This is a genomic window from Roseovarius sp. PS-C2 (assembly GCF_018862045.1).
Lineage (GTDB): Bacteria > Pseudomonadota > Alphaproteobacteria > Rhodobacterales > Rhodobacteraceae > Roseovarius.
The window spans coordinates 481661-497872 of sequence record NZ_JAHKSQ010000001.1 but is presented as its reverse complement, the minus strand read 5'-3'; the positions used below and the strand labels follow the sequence as shown (position 1 = coordinate 497872).

Below are 16212 nucleotides of genomic sequence, written 5' to 3'. Positions count from 1 at the left end.
ATGCATATCGAGTTGCGGCACCTGCGAACGATCCGGGCCATCCATCAGGCGGGCGGCATCGCCCGCGCGGCGGATATGCTGCACATCACCCAGTCCGCATTGAGCCATCAAATCAAGGGGTTGGAGGATCAGGCGGGGGTCGAACTCTTCGTGCGCCGCTCGAAACCGCTCAAACTGTCGGCGGCGGGGCAGCGCCTGCTGCGCGTGGCCGAAAAGGTGCTGCCCGAGATCGAGGCGCTGGAAGGCGAATTCGGCGGATTGCGGCAGGGCAGCGCCGGGCGGATGCATATCGCCATCGAATGCCACGCCTGTTTCGAATGGCTGTTCCCGGTGCTCGAACGCTTCCGCAAGGCCTGGCCCGAGGTCGATGTGGATATCCGCCCCGGCCTCGCCTTCGATGCGCTGCCCGCCCTGCGCAAGGAAGAGGTCGATCTGGTCGTGTCCTCCGACCCCGAGGACCTGCCGGGAATCGAATTCAAGCCGCTGTTCGATTACGAGCCGGTTTTCGTCGCCTCCAGCCAGCACCCGCTGGCGCAGAAACCCTTTGTCGAGGCCGACGATTTCCGCGACGAAACGCTGATCACCTACCCGGTGGACCGCTCACGGCTGGACGTGTTCACGGAATTGCTGAGCCCGGCCAAGGTGGAACCCCGCGCCGTGAGGCAGGTGGAACTGACGGCGGTGATCCTGCTTCTGGTGGCCTCGAATCGCGGCGTTGCCGTCCTGCCCGACTGGGTCGTGCGCGAAGTCAGGACCAGCAGCGATTTCGTGACCCGCCCGATCACCGAAAAGGGCCTGACCAAACGGCTCTACGCCGCGATCCGCGAGGACGACGCCGACAAGCCCTATGTCGCCCATCTGGTGCGGCTCGCGCGGGAAATCCCGGTGCGCCTGCAACGCGGAGAACTGGGCAGGCAAGGCCCCTTGTAAGCAAGGCGCGGGGCGCGTATACGCGCGGCTTGAACGCAAAGGAGCGGATGCGATGCCGGGCAGTGCCAACCTCAACATCATGATCAAGGCCGCGCGCAAGGCGGGCCGGTCGCTGGTCAAGGACTTCCGCGAGGTCGAACAGCTTCAGGTCTCGATGAAGGGCGCGGGCGATTTCGTCAGCCGCGCCGACATCGCCGCCGAGCAGATCCTCAAGGACGAGTTGATGGGCGCACGCCCCACCTATGGCTGGCTGGCCGAGGAAGGCGGCGGCGAAGACGGCGAAGACCCCACCCGCCGCTGGATCGTCGATCCGCTGGACGGCACCACAAATTTCCTGCACGGCCTGCCGCATTGGGCGATCTCCATCGCCCTGGAGCACAAGGGCAAGGTCGTCGCCGGCGTGATCTACGACGCCGCCAAGGACGAAATGTTCTTTGCCGAAAAGGGCGAAGGCGCATGGCTGAACGAAAGCCGCCTGCGCGTGTCGGGCCGGGGCCGGATGATCGAATCGATCTTCGCCACGGGCGTGCCGTTCGGCGGGCGCTCGGACCTGCCGCTGACGCTTCAGGATCTGGCGCGGCTGATGCCCGCCTGTGCCGGGGTGCGGCGCTGGGGCTCGGCGGCGCTGGACATGGCCTATGTGGCCGCGGGCCGCTATGACGGGTTCTGGGAACGCCGCCTGAACGCCTGGGATCTGGCCGCCGGTCTGATCATCGTCCAGGAAGCGGGCGGTTTCGCCGAACCGCTCACCGATGGCGCAGGTATTCTGGACAGCGGCGATGTGATCTGCGCCAACGAGGTGATTTTCGACAAGTTCTCCAAGGTGATCCGCGGCGCGTGACCCGGATGTGCGCCGCTGGCGCGCAGGGGGCGTTCGCGTTCGGGCCACGCAGGCCTCGGGGGACGCTGTCCCCCGAACCCCCTGGGATATTTACGAGCAGGAGAAGGGTTATCGGTCGGACGGGTGATTGACCCCGTCCACCCAGCCGATCGGTTCGTGATCGCGCGGGTTGACGCCCTCGATACAACCGAGGTTGACCCCGTAATGCGTGGGGTCCGAGCGGCGCTGGTGATGGGTATAGATGCCGCAGACCGAGCAGAAATAGTGTTGCGCGGTATTGGTCCCCCACTGGTAGAGCGTCAGCTTGTCCGCGCCCTTTACGATCTCGAGCTGGTCGAGCGGGGCGGTGACGGCCGCCGCGCCGCGCCGTCGGCAGAACGAGCAATCGCAGCGCCGGGCAGCTTCGAACCCGCCGGCAAGGGTGACGCGCAGCTCGACCGCGCCGCAGTGACAGGTGGCTTTGAGAGGGGGCGTCATTTCTTTTTCCTTACGCGGGGAATATCGCTGCGCCGGTAGGTATAGCGGGCTTCGGGATGTGGCGGGTGGCCGTGAGTGCGGTTCCAGTAGGCCGGGCCGCCGTGTTTCAGGAACAGGGGCAGGGTCAGGATCAGGCCGAACACGAAGCCCCCGGCATGGGCCCAATAGGCCACCCCGCCGCCCATCGGATCGGCGCCGATGCCGCTGAACAATTGCAGCCCGAACCAGATTCCCAGCATCAGCCAGGCCGGGACCGGGATGATCTTGACGAAGACGATGAAGATCAGAAGCACGTCCACCCGCGCCTTGGGGTATAGCAGCAGATAGCCACCCATCACCCCGGCAATCGCCCCCGAGGCCCCCACCGTGGGCACTTGGCTGTAGGGGGCCGAGATCAGATGCGCCGCCGCTGCCCCCACGCCCGAGGCGATATAGAACAGCAGATAGCCGACATGGCCCATTTCCTCTTCGAGGTTGTCGCCGAAGATCCACAGGAACAGCATGTTTCCCGCCAGGTGCATCCATCCGCCATGCAGGAACATCGAGGTGAACAACGTGCTCCATGTGCCCTGTTCGCTGACCAGCACGGGCGTCATGGCCCAGTCGTAGAAAAAGATCTGCAACTGCCTTGGGTCGGCGATGAACGGCCAGTAGCTGAGAAACACCGCCACGTTGATCGCGATCAGCGCATAGGTGACATAGGGCGTCTGTGTCGATGGGTTGTGATCGCGGATCGGGAACATGCGCTGAAACTGGCCTGCGCCGCGAGAGAGGTCAAGCGCAACCGCGCGGACATGATAACGCCCGCCGGGTCGGGCGGGCGTTCTGCCGTGGATATGGGCGTGTGGGTCAGGCCATGCCGCCCAGAAGCGCCGCATTACCGCCCGCAGCGGTGGTATCGACGCAGACATGGCGTTCATGCAGCGCATGGCCGGTATCGGGCAGGCCGGTGATCAGCGGGATGATCGGGCCGGCGCGCTCGCTCAGGGCCTGTCCATAGGCGCGTGCTGTGGCGTCGTCGCCCCACCACAAGGCACCGGACAGCCCGCCCGTGATTTTCAGCATCTCGGGTGCGACATGGCCGGTGGCCTGCACGGCGATCCCGCCCAGATCCTCAACCGCGCGCGCCTGCGCGGCGGCGGCCTGCGCCCCCGGCCCGAGGCACAGGAGCGCCTCGCGCGTATGGGTGGTCAGGCGGTTGGATTCCCCTGTCGGTCCGGGCAGGACGATGTCCTGACGGCGTTCCGCCATATGGGCGTTGGCCCGGTCCAGCGCGCCTTGCAGGTCGTTCTTCGGTATGTCGCGCGGCCAGTCCCCGCCCTGTTGCGGGGCGTCATGGCGGCAGAACCGCGCCAGATAATGCGGCCCGCCCGCCTTGGGCCCGGTGCCCGACAGCCCCTCGCCGCCAAAGGGCTGGCTGCCGACGATCGCGCCGATCTGGTTGCGGTTCACGTATATGTTGCCCGCATGGATGCGGTCGGTCACGTGCTGCACGCGGTCGTCGATCCGGGTTTGCAGCCCGAAGGTCAGCCCGTAGCCGGTGGCGTTGATCGCGTCGATCACATCGTCCAGGTCCTCCGACCTGAAGGTGGCCAGATGCAGGACCGGCCCGAAGATTTCACGCTCCATATCGCCGATCCCTTTTACCCGGATCAGGCTGGGGGCGATGAAGGTGCCCGCATTGGGGGTTTTCAACTCGTGCATCAGGCGGCCTTCGGCGCGCGCGGTCTGGATGTGATCGGCGATGCCCTGGCGGGCCTCTTCGTCGATCACCGGGCCGACATCGGTGGACAGGTACCAGGGCGTGCCGATGCTCAGCGCGTCCATCGCGCCGGTCAGCATTTCGATGAACGGCCCGGCGATATCCTCCTGCACGTAAAGACAGCGCAGCGCCGAACACCGCTGACCGGCCGACTGGAAGGCGGATTCGATGATCGCCTGCACGGCCTGCTCGGGCAGGGCGGTAGAATCGACGATCATCGCGTTCAGCCCGCCGGTTTCGGCAATGAGCGGCGCGCCGGGCGCCATGTTCGCGGCCATCGCAGCGCGGATTTTCAGGGCGGTGTCGGTCGATCCGGTAAAGGCCACGCCGTCCACACGCGAGTCCGAGGTCAGCGCCGCGCCCACATCCCCCGCGCCGGGGAGCAGTTGCAGCGCCGCCTGTGGCACGCCCGCCTTGTGCATCAGTTGCACCGCCAGATGCGAAATCAGCGGCGTCTGTTCTGCGGGTTTCGAGATCACCGCATTGCCCGCCGCCAGCGCTGCGCTGATCTGCCCGGTGAAAATCGCCAGCGGAAAGTTCCACGGGCTGATGCAGGTGAAGGTGCCCACCGGCGTGGCCTCGGGCGCGTTGGCGGCGTAATAGCGCAGGAAATCCACCGCCTCGCGCAGTTCGGCCACGGCGTCGAACACCATCTTGCCCGCCTCGCGATGGATGATCGCGAACAACTCGCCAAAGTTCTCCTCATAGAGATCGGCCACCTTGTTCAGCACCGCCGCCCGCTCGGAGGCAGGCACATTCCACGGTTTCGCGGCCTCCAGCGCGGTGTTCACATCCGCCGGGCTGGCCCAGGCCACGGTGCCGGGGCTGTCCGCAGGGTCGGCGGGGTTGGTGACCGGTTCGGGAGGCAAGGGCGCGGCCTTGCCCGCCAGCAGGGGCGCGGCCTGCCACTGATGCGTTGAATAGGGGTTGCGCGCGGCGTCGATGGCATCCAGCGTCGGCTGATGCGCCAGATCGAACCCTTTCGAATTCTCGCGCTCGGGCTGGAACAGGTCCGGCCCGGTGGTCAGCGTCGGGCTGTCGTCATGGATGGTTTCGAACGGATCGCGGGCCACCACCTCGGGGGGCACGTCCTCATCGACGATCTGGTTGACGAAACTGGAATTCGCCCCGTTCTCCAGCAGGCGGCGCACCAGGTAGGCCAGCAGGTCGCGATGCGCGCCCACCGGGGCATAGATGCGGCAACGCGTGCCCTCGGATTTGAGGATGATGTCATGCAGCGCCTCGCCCATGCCGTGCAGGCGCTGGAACTCGAAGGTGGATTTGTCCGTCGCCATGTCCAGAATCGCCGCTGCCGTATGGGCGTTATGCGTGGCGAATTGCGGATAGATCCGGTCCGTCATGTTCAGCAGCTTGCGCGCATTCGCGATATAGGAAATGTCGGTCGCCGCCTTTGAGGTGAACACGGGGAAACCGTCGATGCCCTCGACCTGCGCCAGCTTGATCTCGGTATCCCAATAGGCGCCCTTGACCAGCCGCACCATGATCCTGCGATCCAGACGGGTGGCCAGATCGTGCAGGTAATCCAGAACATGGCTGGCGCGCTGGCCATAGGCCTGCACCACCACGCCGAACCCGTCCCAGCCTGCCAGCGCGGGCTCGCTCAGCACGGTTTCGATCACATCCAGAGACAGCGACAGGCGGTCGGCCTCTTCGGCGTCGATATTGAGCCCCATCCGGGCCGATTTCGCCAACAGCGCCAGCGAACGCAACCGCGGCACCAGAACATCCATCACCTGGTCGCGCTGGGCCACCTCGTAACGCGGATGCAGCGCCGACAGCTTGACCGAAATGCCGGGGTTGTCGCGAATGTCGGCGTTGGTGCAGGCGTCCGCAATGGCGGTGATCGCACGGGAATAGGCCAAGTGATAGCGTGTCGCGTCGGCATCGGTGCGCGCGGCCTCGCCCAGCATGTCATAGGAATAGGAATAGCCCTTTTTCTCCATCTCGGCGGCGCGCTTCATCGCCGACTGGATGGTTTCGCCCAGAACGAACTGACGGCCCATTTCCTTCATCGCGCGGCCCGTGGCGGTGCGGATGACGGGCTCGCCCAGACGGCGGATCGCGCCGCGCAGATGGCCCACCACGCCGGGCTCTTCATCCTTGAGAACCTTGCCCGTCAGCATCAGCGCCCAGGTCGAGGCATTGACCAGCGGCGAGGTCGAATGCCCCATGTGCTTGCCCCAGTCCGACGGCGCGATCTTGTCCTCGATCAGCGCGTCGATGGTTTCGGCATCCGGCACCCGCAACAGCGCCTCGGCCAGGCACATCAGGGCGATGCCCTCCTCGGTGGACAACCCGTATTCGGCCAGGAACACCTCCATCAGGCCGGGGCTGGACTGGCCGCGAATATCCCGCACCAGTTGCGCGCCCTTTTCGACAATCCGGGCGCGGTCGCTTTCGCTCAGATCGGCAACCCCTGTCAGCCGGTTGATGGTTTCGGCCTCGTCGGCATAGGTGGCCGCATCCATGATGCGCCGGATATCGGTGTCGTAAGGCATGGCAATTTCCCCAAGGTGATTGACCTATCATATCATCGGGTGATAAGTCGGTTTTCCCGAATGATGCCCCGCGACAGGCCAAACCGAACAGAAATTCGAGGGTTTGAAATGACAAACGATCACTCCGAGCTCGACCGTTTCGACCGGGCGATTCTGCGGGTTCTGGCGGCGGACGGGCGCATCAGCATCACCGATCTCGCGCGCGAGATCGGATTGTCCAAATCGCCCACGCAGGCGCGCCTGCGGCGGCTGGAAAAGGACGGGGTGATCACCGGCTATCGCGCGCTGTTCGATCCGATCCGCCTCGGCATGGATCACGTCAGTTTTGTCGAGGTGCGCCTGCACGACACCCGCGAAGCCGCCTTGGCCGAATTCAATGCCGCCGTGCGCAAGATCCCCGAGATCGAGCAGGTCCACCTGATCGCCGGGAATTTCGACTACCTGATGAAGGTGCGCACCCAGGACATGACCGACTATCGTCTTGTTCTGGCCGAGAAAATCTCGACCCTGCCGCATGTGGCCAACACCTCGACCTATGTGGCGATGCAGGCGGTCAAGGAAAACGCTCTCTCGGATTTTATTTGACCGCTGAGTGAAATGCCCCATCCTGTGGGGCCATGCGACACGCGCTTCTTGCACTGATGCTGGCCCCACCCGCCCTTGCGGGGGAATGCCCCGATCCGCCCGATCACGGCGCGGCCCTGTCCGATCTGTTCGCCGAGGTGCAGGCCGCCGAAACCGAACGCCAGGCGCAGCAAGTCGCCAACCGGATGTGGGCGCTGTGGGCCGACGCGCCCGACTCCCAGGCGCAGGACTGGCTGGACGAAGGCATGACCCGGCGCGAAGCCTATGATTTCACCGGCGCGCTCAAGGCCTTCGATGCCGTGATCGCCTATTGCCCGGATTACGCCGAGGGCTACAACCAGCGTGCTTTCGTCAACTTCATCCGCCAGGATTACGAGGCCGCGCTGCCCGATCTCGACCATGCGCTGGCGCGCCAGCCGCGCCATGTCGCGGCGATGACGGGCCGGGCGCTGACGCTGATGGCGCTGGATCGCAAACCCGAGGCTGCATTGGAATTGCGCCGGGCGCTGACGCTGAACCCGTGGCTGCAGGAGCGCCATCTCCTTCCCGCGCTGGAAGCCGCGGAAGAAGAATTGTAAGCCGCCTTTACACCCCGCGCGAAGCCGATATTGTGCCGCCTCACTGGCCCGCGTGGTGGAATGGTAGACACAGGAGACTTAAAATCTCCAGGCCGCAAGGCCGTGCCGGTTCGAGTCCGGCCGCGGGTACCAGCCAGGGTGAAACGTGACCCCATAGAGTGGCTGCGCCACGCTGTTTCGTTAGAATGAGGGGCGCTGCCCCTCAAACGCCCCGGGATATTTTCGGCAAGAAGAAGAGGCAACTTGCGCTAGTGAGTCTTCCTGGCTCACATGCCTCCGTCTCTTGCGGCAGGCGTCTGCCGGATCAGTCCCGCGTACCCGAGAACCGCGCTTCCCAGTCTTCGCGCTGATCGTCGGTGATCTTGGCGAACAGCACGTCGGGCACGTTGAAGGCGTGGCCCGCTTCGAGATGGGCGAGCGCCTGCGCCACGTCGTCGGGCCAGCTGTCGTCGCTGGTCTGCATGGCCTTCAGCATCGCCGCCGAGGCATCGGGGATGAACGGCGCCGACAGCACCGCGTAGAGCCGGATCAGGTTCAGCGCCAGCCGAATCTGCGCGGCGGCCTGTTCGGGGTCTTCCTTGAAGGTGGCCCAGGGGGCGGCCTCCTGCAGGTATTCGTTGCCCTCGACCCAGATCGCGCGCAGGGCGGCGGCGGATTTGCGGACTTCCATCGCCTCCATGTGGTCCTGATAGGCGCGCACCCGGTCGCCCAGATCGTCGATCAGCGCGCGTTCGCGCGCGCGCATCTCGCCGCCCGCTGGCACCGCCTCGCCGAATTTCGAGCGGCAGAACTTGGTCACGCGGCTGACGAAATTGCCCAGCACGTCGGCCAGGTCCTTGTTCACCGATTGCTGGAAGTTTTCCCAGGTGAATTCGGAATCCGAGCTTTCGGGCGCATGGCTGAGCAGCCACCAGCGCCAGTAATCGGCAGGCAGGATGTCCAGCGCCTGATCCATGAACACGCCGCGCCCCTGGCTGGTGGAAAACTGCCCGCCGTCATAGTTGAGATAGTTGAACGACTTGATGTAATCGACCAGCTTCCAATCCTCGCCCGAGCCCATCATCGTGGCCGGGAAGCTGAGCGTGTGGAACGGCACGTTGTCCTTGCCCATGAACTGGGTATAGCGCACGTCGTCGGCGCCTTTTTCGGTGCGCCACCAGCGTTCCCATGCGGCATCGTCAAGGCTGTGTGCCTCGGCCCATTCGGCGGCGCAGGCGATATATTCGATGGGCGCGTCGAACCACACGTAGAACACCTTGCCCTCCATGCCGGGCCAGTCTTCGTCGCCGCGTTTGACGGGGATGCCCCAATCGAGGTCGCGGGTGATGCCGCGATCCTGCAACCCGTCGCCGTCGTTCAGCCATTTTTTGGCGATCGAGGTGGTCAGCACCGGCCAGTCGGTCTTGGAGTCGATCCAGGCGTTCAGCGTGTCGCGCATCTGGCTCTGGCGCAGGTAGAGGTGTTTGGTTTCGCGCACCTCGAGGTCGGTCGAGCCGGAAATCGCGCTGCGCGGATCGATCAGATCGGTCGGGTCGAGCTGCTTGGTGCAGTTCTCGCACTGATCGCCACGGGCCTTGTCATAGCCGCAATTGGGGCAGGTGCCCTCGATATAGCGGTCCGGCAGGAATCGCCCGTCGGCATTGGAATACACCTGTTTCTCGGTCACTTCCTCGATCAGCCCGGCCTCGTGGAGTTTCCCGGCAAGGTGCTGCGTCAGCTTGTGGTTCTGCGGGCTCGAGGAGCGCCCGAAATGATCGAAGCTCAGCCGGAAACCGCGGGCCAGGTCGGCCTGCACCTTGTGCATCCGCGCGCAATATTCGGCCACGGGTTCCCCGGCCTTGGCGGCGGCCAGTTCGGCGGGGGTGCCGTGTTCGTCGGTGGAGCACAGGAACAGCACCTCGTTGCCGCGCCCGCGCTGGTAGCGGGCGAACAGGTCGGCGGGCAACTGGCTGCCCACCAGATTGCCCAGGTGTTTGATCCCGTTGATATAGGGAATGGCCGAGGTGATCAGGTGCCGTGCCATGGTCTGTGGTCCCGCCTTGTCGTCTGCATGTGCTGTCGCGTTGCCCCCGTTTAATGCCCCGAACGTCAAAGGGCCAGAGGCCGCAGCCCTCTGCCCCCGGCAAAATGTCCGGCGCTGTGGCGGTGGTGCCGATATACGGAACAGTCGTTCAGCTGCGGTGCGACCGGGGGCGGGACAGTGCCCCCGGCGGGGCTGTCATCTCATCTCGAAAAGTTCCTGGTGAAAGCGGGCGTCCACATCCACGCCGTTTTCGGCGAAATCGGCCCGCAGGGCCTTGCCGAAACCGCCCGGCCCGCAGAACCACAGGCTGGCCTTGCGCCAGTCGGGCACGGCCTGACGGATGCGATCGCCGCCAAGGTGGCCGTCGCGTTCGTCGATCAGCACATGCAGGCGCACATTCGCTGCGCGGGCGTCTGCGGCAAGGCGATCCAGCGCGGCATCGTCGACCTCGCGCGTTGAATGGAACAGGTCGATTTCGGGCCGGGGCGCATCGGGGGCGGCGGTGGCCATCTCTTTCAGGCGGGCAATGAACGGTGTGATGCCGATGCCCGCCCCGACCCAGATCTGATGCGGCAGCCCATCGTCGAAGGTGAAGCGGCCATAGGGGCCTTCGACGCTGACCTGCTGGCCGGTCTTCAGCTTTTCGGGCAGTTTCGAGGTGTGATCGCCCAGATCCTTGGTCACGAAGGTGATTTTCGGATCGTCCGGTTGCCAGGACGAGGCGATGGTATAGGGGTGCGCGCCCTCGCTCCGGTCCGAGGTCACGAAAGCGAACTGTCCGGCCTTGTGCCCCGGCCACCCGTCGCCAAGCCGGATTTCGGTTTCAAGAGAGCGCACGCCGGGATAGTGGCGCATGGCGGTGATTTCACCCGGAACGCGGCGGCGTTTGCCGATGGCCCCCAGCAGCGAAACCAGCGCGGCGTAGCTGCCCGCAAGCAGCAGCAGCCCGAAAACCGGGCCAAGCGGCGTGACCCACATATCGTATTCGATCAGCACCACCGAGTGAAAGACCAGCACCAGATAGGCCACCGGCAAAAGGCGGTGCGTCTGGCGGAACAGCCGGTAGGGAACAAGTTTCACCAACGCGATGACAAGCAGGGCCGCCGAGGCGTAGAAGGCCCATTCGCCCACAGCTTCGGCCGTGCCGCGCAGCGAGCTGAACAGGGCGCGCAGCGGATCGGTGAATTCCGGTCGCGGGCCACGCACCGGAGGCGCCAGCCATCCCGCGCCGACCGCCCATTTCGGACCCTGCGACCAAAGCCAGTGGAACACCGACACCCCAAGAGCGCCGATCCCGAGCCACTTGTGAATGCGATACATCTTGTCCAGCCCGTCGACATAGGGTTCCAGCCAACGGGGGCGCAGCGAGAGGATCATCGCCACACTCATCGCCGTCATGGCCAGAAACCCCGACCACTGCACGATATGCCCCCGGATGGGGAACAGGCCGGACGCCGAGAAAATTTCGAGGTTGAGGACAAGCCAGAGCGTGCCGGCCACACTCCAGAACCCCCAGAACAATCGCAAGTTCAACCGTGACATTTTTCATTATCCCGTTATTTGGAAACCCTCGTGCGGCGCCTGCCCTGCCTGAAACGACGACTCTCCTCTGGCACCGTATGGTCATACGTGCACGCCGGTCTGTTCCGTCGCGCAATTCCCGAAGTTTTTCGATGTGTTGCAATGCGGGCAGGCTCAGTCGCTGTCGCGGCTGCGTCCGGTCAGGCGGCCGATCAGGAAACTGGTGCGCGGCGACCAGATATAGGGTGTGCGCGGCCGGTTGGCGCTGCGGGCGCGCATCCGGGCAAGGCCGAACAGGATCAGCACCAGATGCCCCACGGCGATCATCACGAACATCGCCGCAGGGCCGAAATGTTCGATCAGGCTCGAGGCGAAGAGCGGCGCGGCAATGGCTCCGATGGCATAGAAGAACATCAGCGCCGCCGACAACTCCACCCGCTGATCGGACTCGGCGAAATCATGGGCATGTGCCGCCGAGACCGAGAAGATCGGGAATGTCGTCAGCCCGAAGAAGAACGCCGTCAGGAACACGCCGTTCGAGGTCAGGTTATGGGTCATCGCCGTGACCGCGCAACTGACGATGGCGGCAATGGAAAACCCGATCAGCACCCATCGCCGGTCATAGCGATCCGCCAGCCACCCGGCGGGATATTGCGCCAGCGCCCCGCCCAGGACGAAGGCCGCCAGGAACCACGCGATCTGGTCCACCGCCAGCCCCACCTGTTGCCCATAGACCGGCCCGACCATGCGGAAGGTCGCGCTCGACAGCGCCGCCACCACCACACCGAGCGCCGCCAGCGGCGAACAGGCGATGGCCAGACCGGGCCGCAGGCGCGGGGCCTCCGGCGTTTCGGGCGGGCGCACGCGGGTCAGCGTCAGCGGCAACAGCGATGCACAGCACAACAGCGCAAGCAGGTTGTAGGACACGTAAGAGGCCGGCTCCAGAACCGAGATGAACATCTGCGCCACCAGCGACGCGCCCATATCGGCCACCCGGTAGGCCCCCATGGTGCGCCCGCGCGTGGTGTTGGTGACCTTGGCCTGCAACCATGCCTCGATCACCGTGAAACAGCCCGCGATGCACAGCCCCGAGGCGACACGCATCAGCGCCCAGGCATAGGGATCGACGATCAGCATATGCATCAAGAGCCCGATCGCGCCCGCCGCCGTCATCGCGGCAAAGGCGCGCGAATGCCCGACGCTGCCCATCAGGCGCGGCGCCCACCAGCAGCCGATGAAGAACCCCAGGAAATGAGCCGAGCCCAGGAAACCGATCTGCTCGGTCGTGAAATCCAGCGCCAGCCCCGAAATCGCATCCAGCGGCGCAACCCCTCCGGTCGAGAGTTGCAGCAGGATGATCGACAGGAACAGGGCGGCAAAGGAAATGAGCAAACGCATGACGCGCCCACACTGACAGTCTGGCCGGGGAAATCCAGCGCGTATTCGACAGGAGGCTGTCGTTTTCCGCGCTGGTGACTCATTTTCGCGTCAGATCACCCCGCGCCGCGCGGCTCGGGCAGGGTGCCCGCCTTGTAGGGGGTCCAGTCGGTGATGTCGGGATAATGCCGTCGCCGCCAGTTGCGCACCTTCGGGTTCATCATGCGCCGCCACACCGGCGGCACCATCGCCAGCGCCGTCATCGGCGGATAGCCGGTGGGCAGTTGTGGCACCGTCTCGGGTGCATAGGATTGCAACAGCGGAAACCGCCGCATCGGATGCAGGTGATGATCGGCATGCCGTTGCAGGTTGATCAGCAGCAGGTTCGACACCCGATGGGTCGAATCCCACGAATGATGCGGGCCGACGGGTTCGTATTTCCCGTCCCCCAGATGGCGGCGCGTCAGCCCGTAATGCTCGACGTAATTGGTCAGCTCGAGCTGCCAGATCGCGACAAAGGCCTGAAACGCGAACAGGCCCACCCCCATCCAGCCGCCCAGCACGAAGGCCAGACCCAGCACACCCAGCTGCAACGCCCCATAGCGCCACAGCGGATTGCGCCGATGCCACGGCGACAGCCCGGCGCGTTTCAGCATCGCCTTTTCCGCCCGCAGCGCCGAGCCCGGCCCCTGCCACAGGACACGCGGGAAAAACCGCAGGAACCCTTCGTTATAGCGCGCGGTCACCGTATCGCGCGGGGTGCCGACCCAGGGGTGATGCACCAGCAGATGCTCGGTGCGGAAATGCGAATAGAGCACCATCGCCATCAGCAGATCGCCCAGCCACCGCTCGCCCTTGTTGGCCTTGTGGAACAACTCGTGCGCATAGACGATCCCCACCGTTCCGGTGGTCACGCCGATGCCGAACATGACGGCGAATTTCTCGTGCACCGGATACTGGGCGACAGGGGTCAGATACCAGATCGCCCCGAACACCAGCACCGCCTCGACCGGAAACCAGATCCATGTCAGCAGCCGGAACCAGAACAGCTCGGTATCGGGCGTGTCCGGGTCCGGGTTGCTCAGGTCCCGCCCGAGGAGCGTGTCGAACAGTGGCATCGCCGCCCAGCCCCAGAGCGGGATCAGCGCGATCCACCAGCCGCCTTTCACGATCGCGAGGATCGCGAGCGGCACGAAACTCAGCGTGATCCAATAGGGCCATGCGGCGGGCGGTCGAGAGGGGCTGGGGGATGTCATGGGGTCTCCGACTTGCGCGGGGTCAGGGTCAGCCGGATTCCGTCACGCCCGCGCACGGTCAGTTGCGCGACGGGAACCGGGGTATGTCCGGGGGCAAGCGCCACTCGGTAATGGCGCAGGATCATCGCGAGGATCAGTTGCCCCTCGGTCATGGCAAAGGCCGAGCCGGGACACACCCGCGCCCCGGCCGAAAACGGGATATAGGCCCGGCGCGAACTCTCGCGCCCCTCGGGCGTGTCCCACCGGGTCGGGTCGAACCCGTCGGGATCGCGCCAGATGCGCTCGTGCCGGTGCAAATGCCAGGGGCTGACGATGATCTGCGCCCCTCTGGGCACGTCGCGGGCGCGGAACCGTTCGGCACGGGCCGCCTCGCGCAGGTACATCGGCACCGGCGGATAGAGGCGCATCGTCTCGCGAAACACCGCGCGCGCCAGTTTCAGCTTCGACACGGTCGAGAAATAGATTTTGCCGGGGTCGATCACCGCCTCGGCCTCCTGCGCCACGCGTTCCTGCCAGTCGGGGAACAGCGCCATCAGATACAGCGCCCAGGCCAGCGCCGCCGCCGAGGTCTCATGCCCCGCCAACAGGAAAATGCCTACCTGATCGGCCATTTCCTCGGGGCTGAAGGTGCTGCCGTCCTGCGGGTCCGCCGTGGTCATGATCCGCGTCGCCAGATCGTCGAGCGCGCGACCTGCCTCCAGACCGGCCTGACGTTCCTCCACCAATTGCTGGATCAGCCCGCGAATGATGCGGGCCGTGGCCTTGGTCTTGCGCGCCCGCCAGCGCGGCACCCATCGCGGCAGCGGCAATAACGACCCGGTATTGATCATCGGACGCGAGGCCTGATGCGCGCGGAACGCATCGAACACCGCGCTTGCCGTGCGGTCCTCGACCGGGATCGAGAACAGCGCCCGAAAGATCACGTCCAGCGCCACATGCGAGGTCTGCGGCTCGATGTCGATGGGCTGCCCGTCCGCCAGCGGCTCCAGCCGCCCGACCGCCGCCACCGCGGCATCCCACATCGCCGGAAACACCTCGCGGATGCGCCCGCTTTCAAAGGCCGGGTCGATGATCCGCCGCTGGCGCTCCCATTCCTTGCCGTTGGTGATGAAGATCGAATGCCCCAGCAAGGGCTGCAACGCCTCGAACAGCCGCCCCGATTTCGGGAAATCGCCGGGGCGTTCGGTCAGCACCAGATCGACCAGGTCGGGATCGTTGCACAGGAACGACGTGAAGAACGGCGTGCGAAACTCGGCCATCCACGCCCGGTACAGCCGCGCCGGCTGCGCCGACAGGATATCCCGGCGAAACCGCAGCAGGTAGGACAGCAACGATACCCGCTCGGGGCGCTGTGCCGGTTTGGCCGGAACGGGGCGCGACACGGGACAGCCCGGCGGCGGCTCTCCCTCGTCGTTCATGGCACCTTTTACATACATGCGTCACACCTTTGCCTACGGTGCAACTATGCCCGGTCGGGAATGCCGTGATTTGATACAAGTCAAATCGCACCGCTCGCACCGGCGACTTTTCCGATACCGGGGCGCGAAGGTTCAATTTGCCGCAGGGGGCAGGCCCCGTCAGGCCGCCCGGGAAACAGAGTTGTCAGGCAATTCTGATTTCCGGCTTGAGGCTTCCTGCCTCATTCCCCTGGGCGCGGTTCAGGTCTGCTGCCGGTTCGGTCAGCAACCCGGTCAACCTGTCCGTTGGCAGCGCCGTGCAGAATTCGCCATGCATCACGGCCACCGAAATATCGTGCAGGTGATCCGGGTCGTGGTCGGTGCCGTTCAGGTCGATCCGGTTGCAGGTCGCGCAGGCATCATGCGCCAGATACACATCGAACCCCATGTTCCCGGCCATCCGCACGGATGTTTCCACGCAGAAATTGGTAAAATAGCCCGCAACGACCAGCCGCTGAATTCCCGCGCGGCGCAGCTCGATCTCAAGCGATGTGCCCAGGAAAGCCGAATTGACATCCTTGCGCACGACAATGTCGTCCGGTTCGGTCTCCAGCCCCTCCAGTTGTTCGCCAGTCTCCAGCGAGAGTTTCAGCGGGCTGTCGGGCTCCAGGCTGTCATGCCGGGTGAAGGCAACCACGCGCCCCGCCGCCCTGAAGGCCCTGAGCAGAGACACCAGCCGCGCCTGGCAGGCCGGATTGTTCATCCGCCCGGTCGGGCCGCCCCAGTGGTCGAACACATGAACCCCCTTCTGAACGTCAATCAAAAGAAGCGCGGTGTCGAGGCCGAATTGCCGGATCATTTCGAATATCCATCTGTTGCAGGGCGTGTCGTGACCATATCAGCCTGCACATCGGAACAGAGTCAACGCCATGACCCGCAATATGTC

Annotated in this window: 13 protein-coding genes and 1 tRNA gene; 5 read left to right on the top strand and 9 right to left on the bottom strand. The window is 65.1% G+C overall.

The features are described 5' to 3' along the window. Window positions 1-930: a LysR family transcriptional regulator gene (locus KPG71_RS02430; RefSeq protein WP_216336507.1), complete on the top strand. Its 930-nt coding sequence runs from the start codon at window positions 1-3 to the stop codon at window positions 928-930. 52 nt (window positions 931-982) lie between these two features. Further along, complete coding sequence (locus tag KPG71_RS02425) at window positions 983-1771, top strand: inositol monophosphatase family protein (RefSeq protein ID WP_216336506.1); 789 nt, start codon at window positions 983-985, stop codon at window positions 1769-1771. Between the two features lie 108 nt (window positions 1772-1879). On the opposite strand, the gene KPG71_RS02420 is transcribed toward KPG71_RS02425, so the two are convergent. The 3 genes from KPG71_RS02420 to putA form a co-directional block, all read right to left on the bottom strand. Then, the gene (locus KPG71_RS02420) at window positions 1880-2248 is read right to left on the bottom strand and encodes a GFA family protein (RefSeq protein WP_216336504.1); all 369 of its coding nucleotides are present in this window, start codon (window positions 2246-2248) and stop codon (window positions 1880-1882) included. After that, on the bottom strand, window positions 2245-2991 hold the full coding sequence (locus KPG71_RS02415; RefSeq protein WP_216336502.1) for a rhomboid family intramembrane serine protease: 747 nt from the start codon (window positions 2989-2991) through the stop codon (window positions 2245-2247). The genes KPG71_RS02420 and KPG71_RS02415 overlap by 4 nt, the downstream gene beginning before the upstream one ends. A gap of 106 nt (window positions 2992-3097) precedes the next feature. Then, entirely contained in the window at window positions 3098-6529 is a 3432-nt protein-coding gene (putA, locus tag KPG71_RS02410; RefSeq protein ID WP_216336500.1) for a bifunctional proline dehydrogenase/L-glutamate gamma-semialdehyde dehydrogenase PutA, read from the bottom strand. A 108-nt stretch (window positions 6530-6637) separates the two neighbouring features. Here putA and KPG71_RS02405 point away from each other — a divergent pair, with 108 nt between their 5' ends. The 3 genes from KPG71_RS02405 to KPG71_RS02395 all read left to right on the top strand — a co-directional run bounded on the left by KPG71_RS02405 (window position 6638) and on the right by KPG71_RS02395 (window position 7824). Then, window positions 6638-7114: an Lrp/AsnC family transcriptional regulator gene (locus KPG71_RS02405; protein ID WP_216336498.1), complete on the top strand. Its 477-nt coding sequence runs from the start codon at window positions 6638-6640 to the stop codon at window positions 7112-7114. Between the two features lie 32 nt (window positions 7115-7146). Beyond that, window positions 7147-7692, top strand: a complete 546-nt coding sequence (locus KPG71_RS02400) for a tetratricopeptide repeat protein (RefSeq protein ID WP_216336496.1) — start codon at window positions 7147-7149, stop codon at window positions 7690-7692. A 46-nt stretch (window positions 7693-7738) separates the two neighbouring features. After that, window positions 7739-7824: transfer RNA gene (locus KPG71_RS02395), tRNA-Leu, on the top strand. A 172-nt stretch (window positions 7825-7996) separates the two neighbouring features. On the opposite strand, the gene metG is transcribed toward KPG71_RS02395, so the two are convergent. The 6 genes from metG to KPG71_RS02365 form a co-directional block, all read right to left on the bottom strand. Beyond that, entirely contained in the window at window positions 7997-9715 is a 1719-nt protein-coding gene (metG, locus tag KPG71_RS02390) for a methionine--tRNA ligase (protein ID WP_216336494.1), read from the bottom strand. Between the two features lie 195 nt (window positions 9716-9910). Continuing rightward, the gene (locus KPG71_RS02385) at window positions 9911-11257 is read right to left on the bottom strand and encodes a ferric reductase-like transmembrane domain-containing protein (RefSeq protein ID WP_216336492.1); all 1347 of its coding nucleotides are present in this window, start codon (window positions 11255-11257) and stop codon (window positions 9911-9913) included. A gap of 153 nt (window positions 11258-11410) precedes the next feature. Continuing rightward, a complete protein-coding gene (locus KPG71_RS02380; protein WP_216336490.1) occupies window positions 11411-12634 on the bottom strand; it encodes an MFS transporter in 1224 nt (407 codons plus the stop codon). 95 nt (window positions 12635-12729) lie between these two features. Next, on the bottom strand, window positions 12730-13869 hold the full coding sequence (locus KPG71_RS02375; protein WP_216336489.1) for an alkane 1-monooxygenase: 1140 nt from the start codon (window positions 13867-13869) through the stop codon (window positions 12730-12732). Continuing rightward, complete coding sequence (locus KPG71_RS02370) at window positions 13866-15287, bottom strand: cytochrome P450 (protein ID WP_216336488.1); 1422 nt, start codon at window positions 15285-15287, stop codon at window positions 13866-13868. The genes KPG71_RS02375 and KPG71_RS02370 overlap by 4 nt, the downstream gene beginning before the upstream one ends. 184 nt (window positions 15288-15471) lie before the next feature. Then, the gene (locus KPG71_RS02365; protein WP_216336487.1) at window positions 15472-16125 is read right to left on the bottom strand and encodes an isochorismatase family protein; all 654 of its coding nucleotides are present in this window, start codon (window positions 16123-16125) and stop codon (window positions 15472-15474) included. Window positions 16126-16212 lie beyond the last annotated feature (87 nt).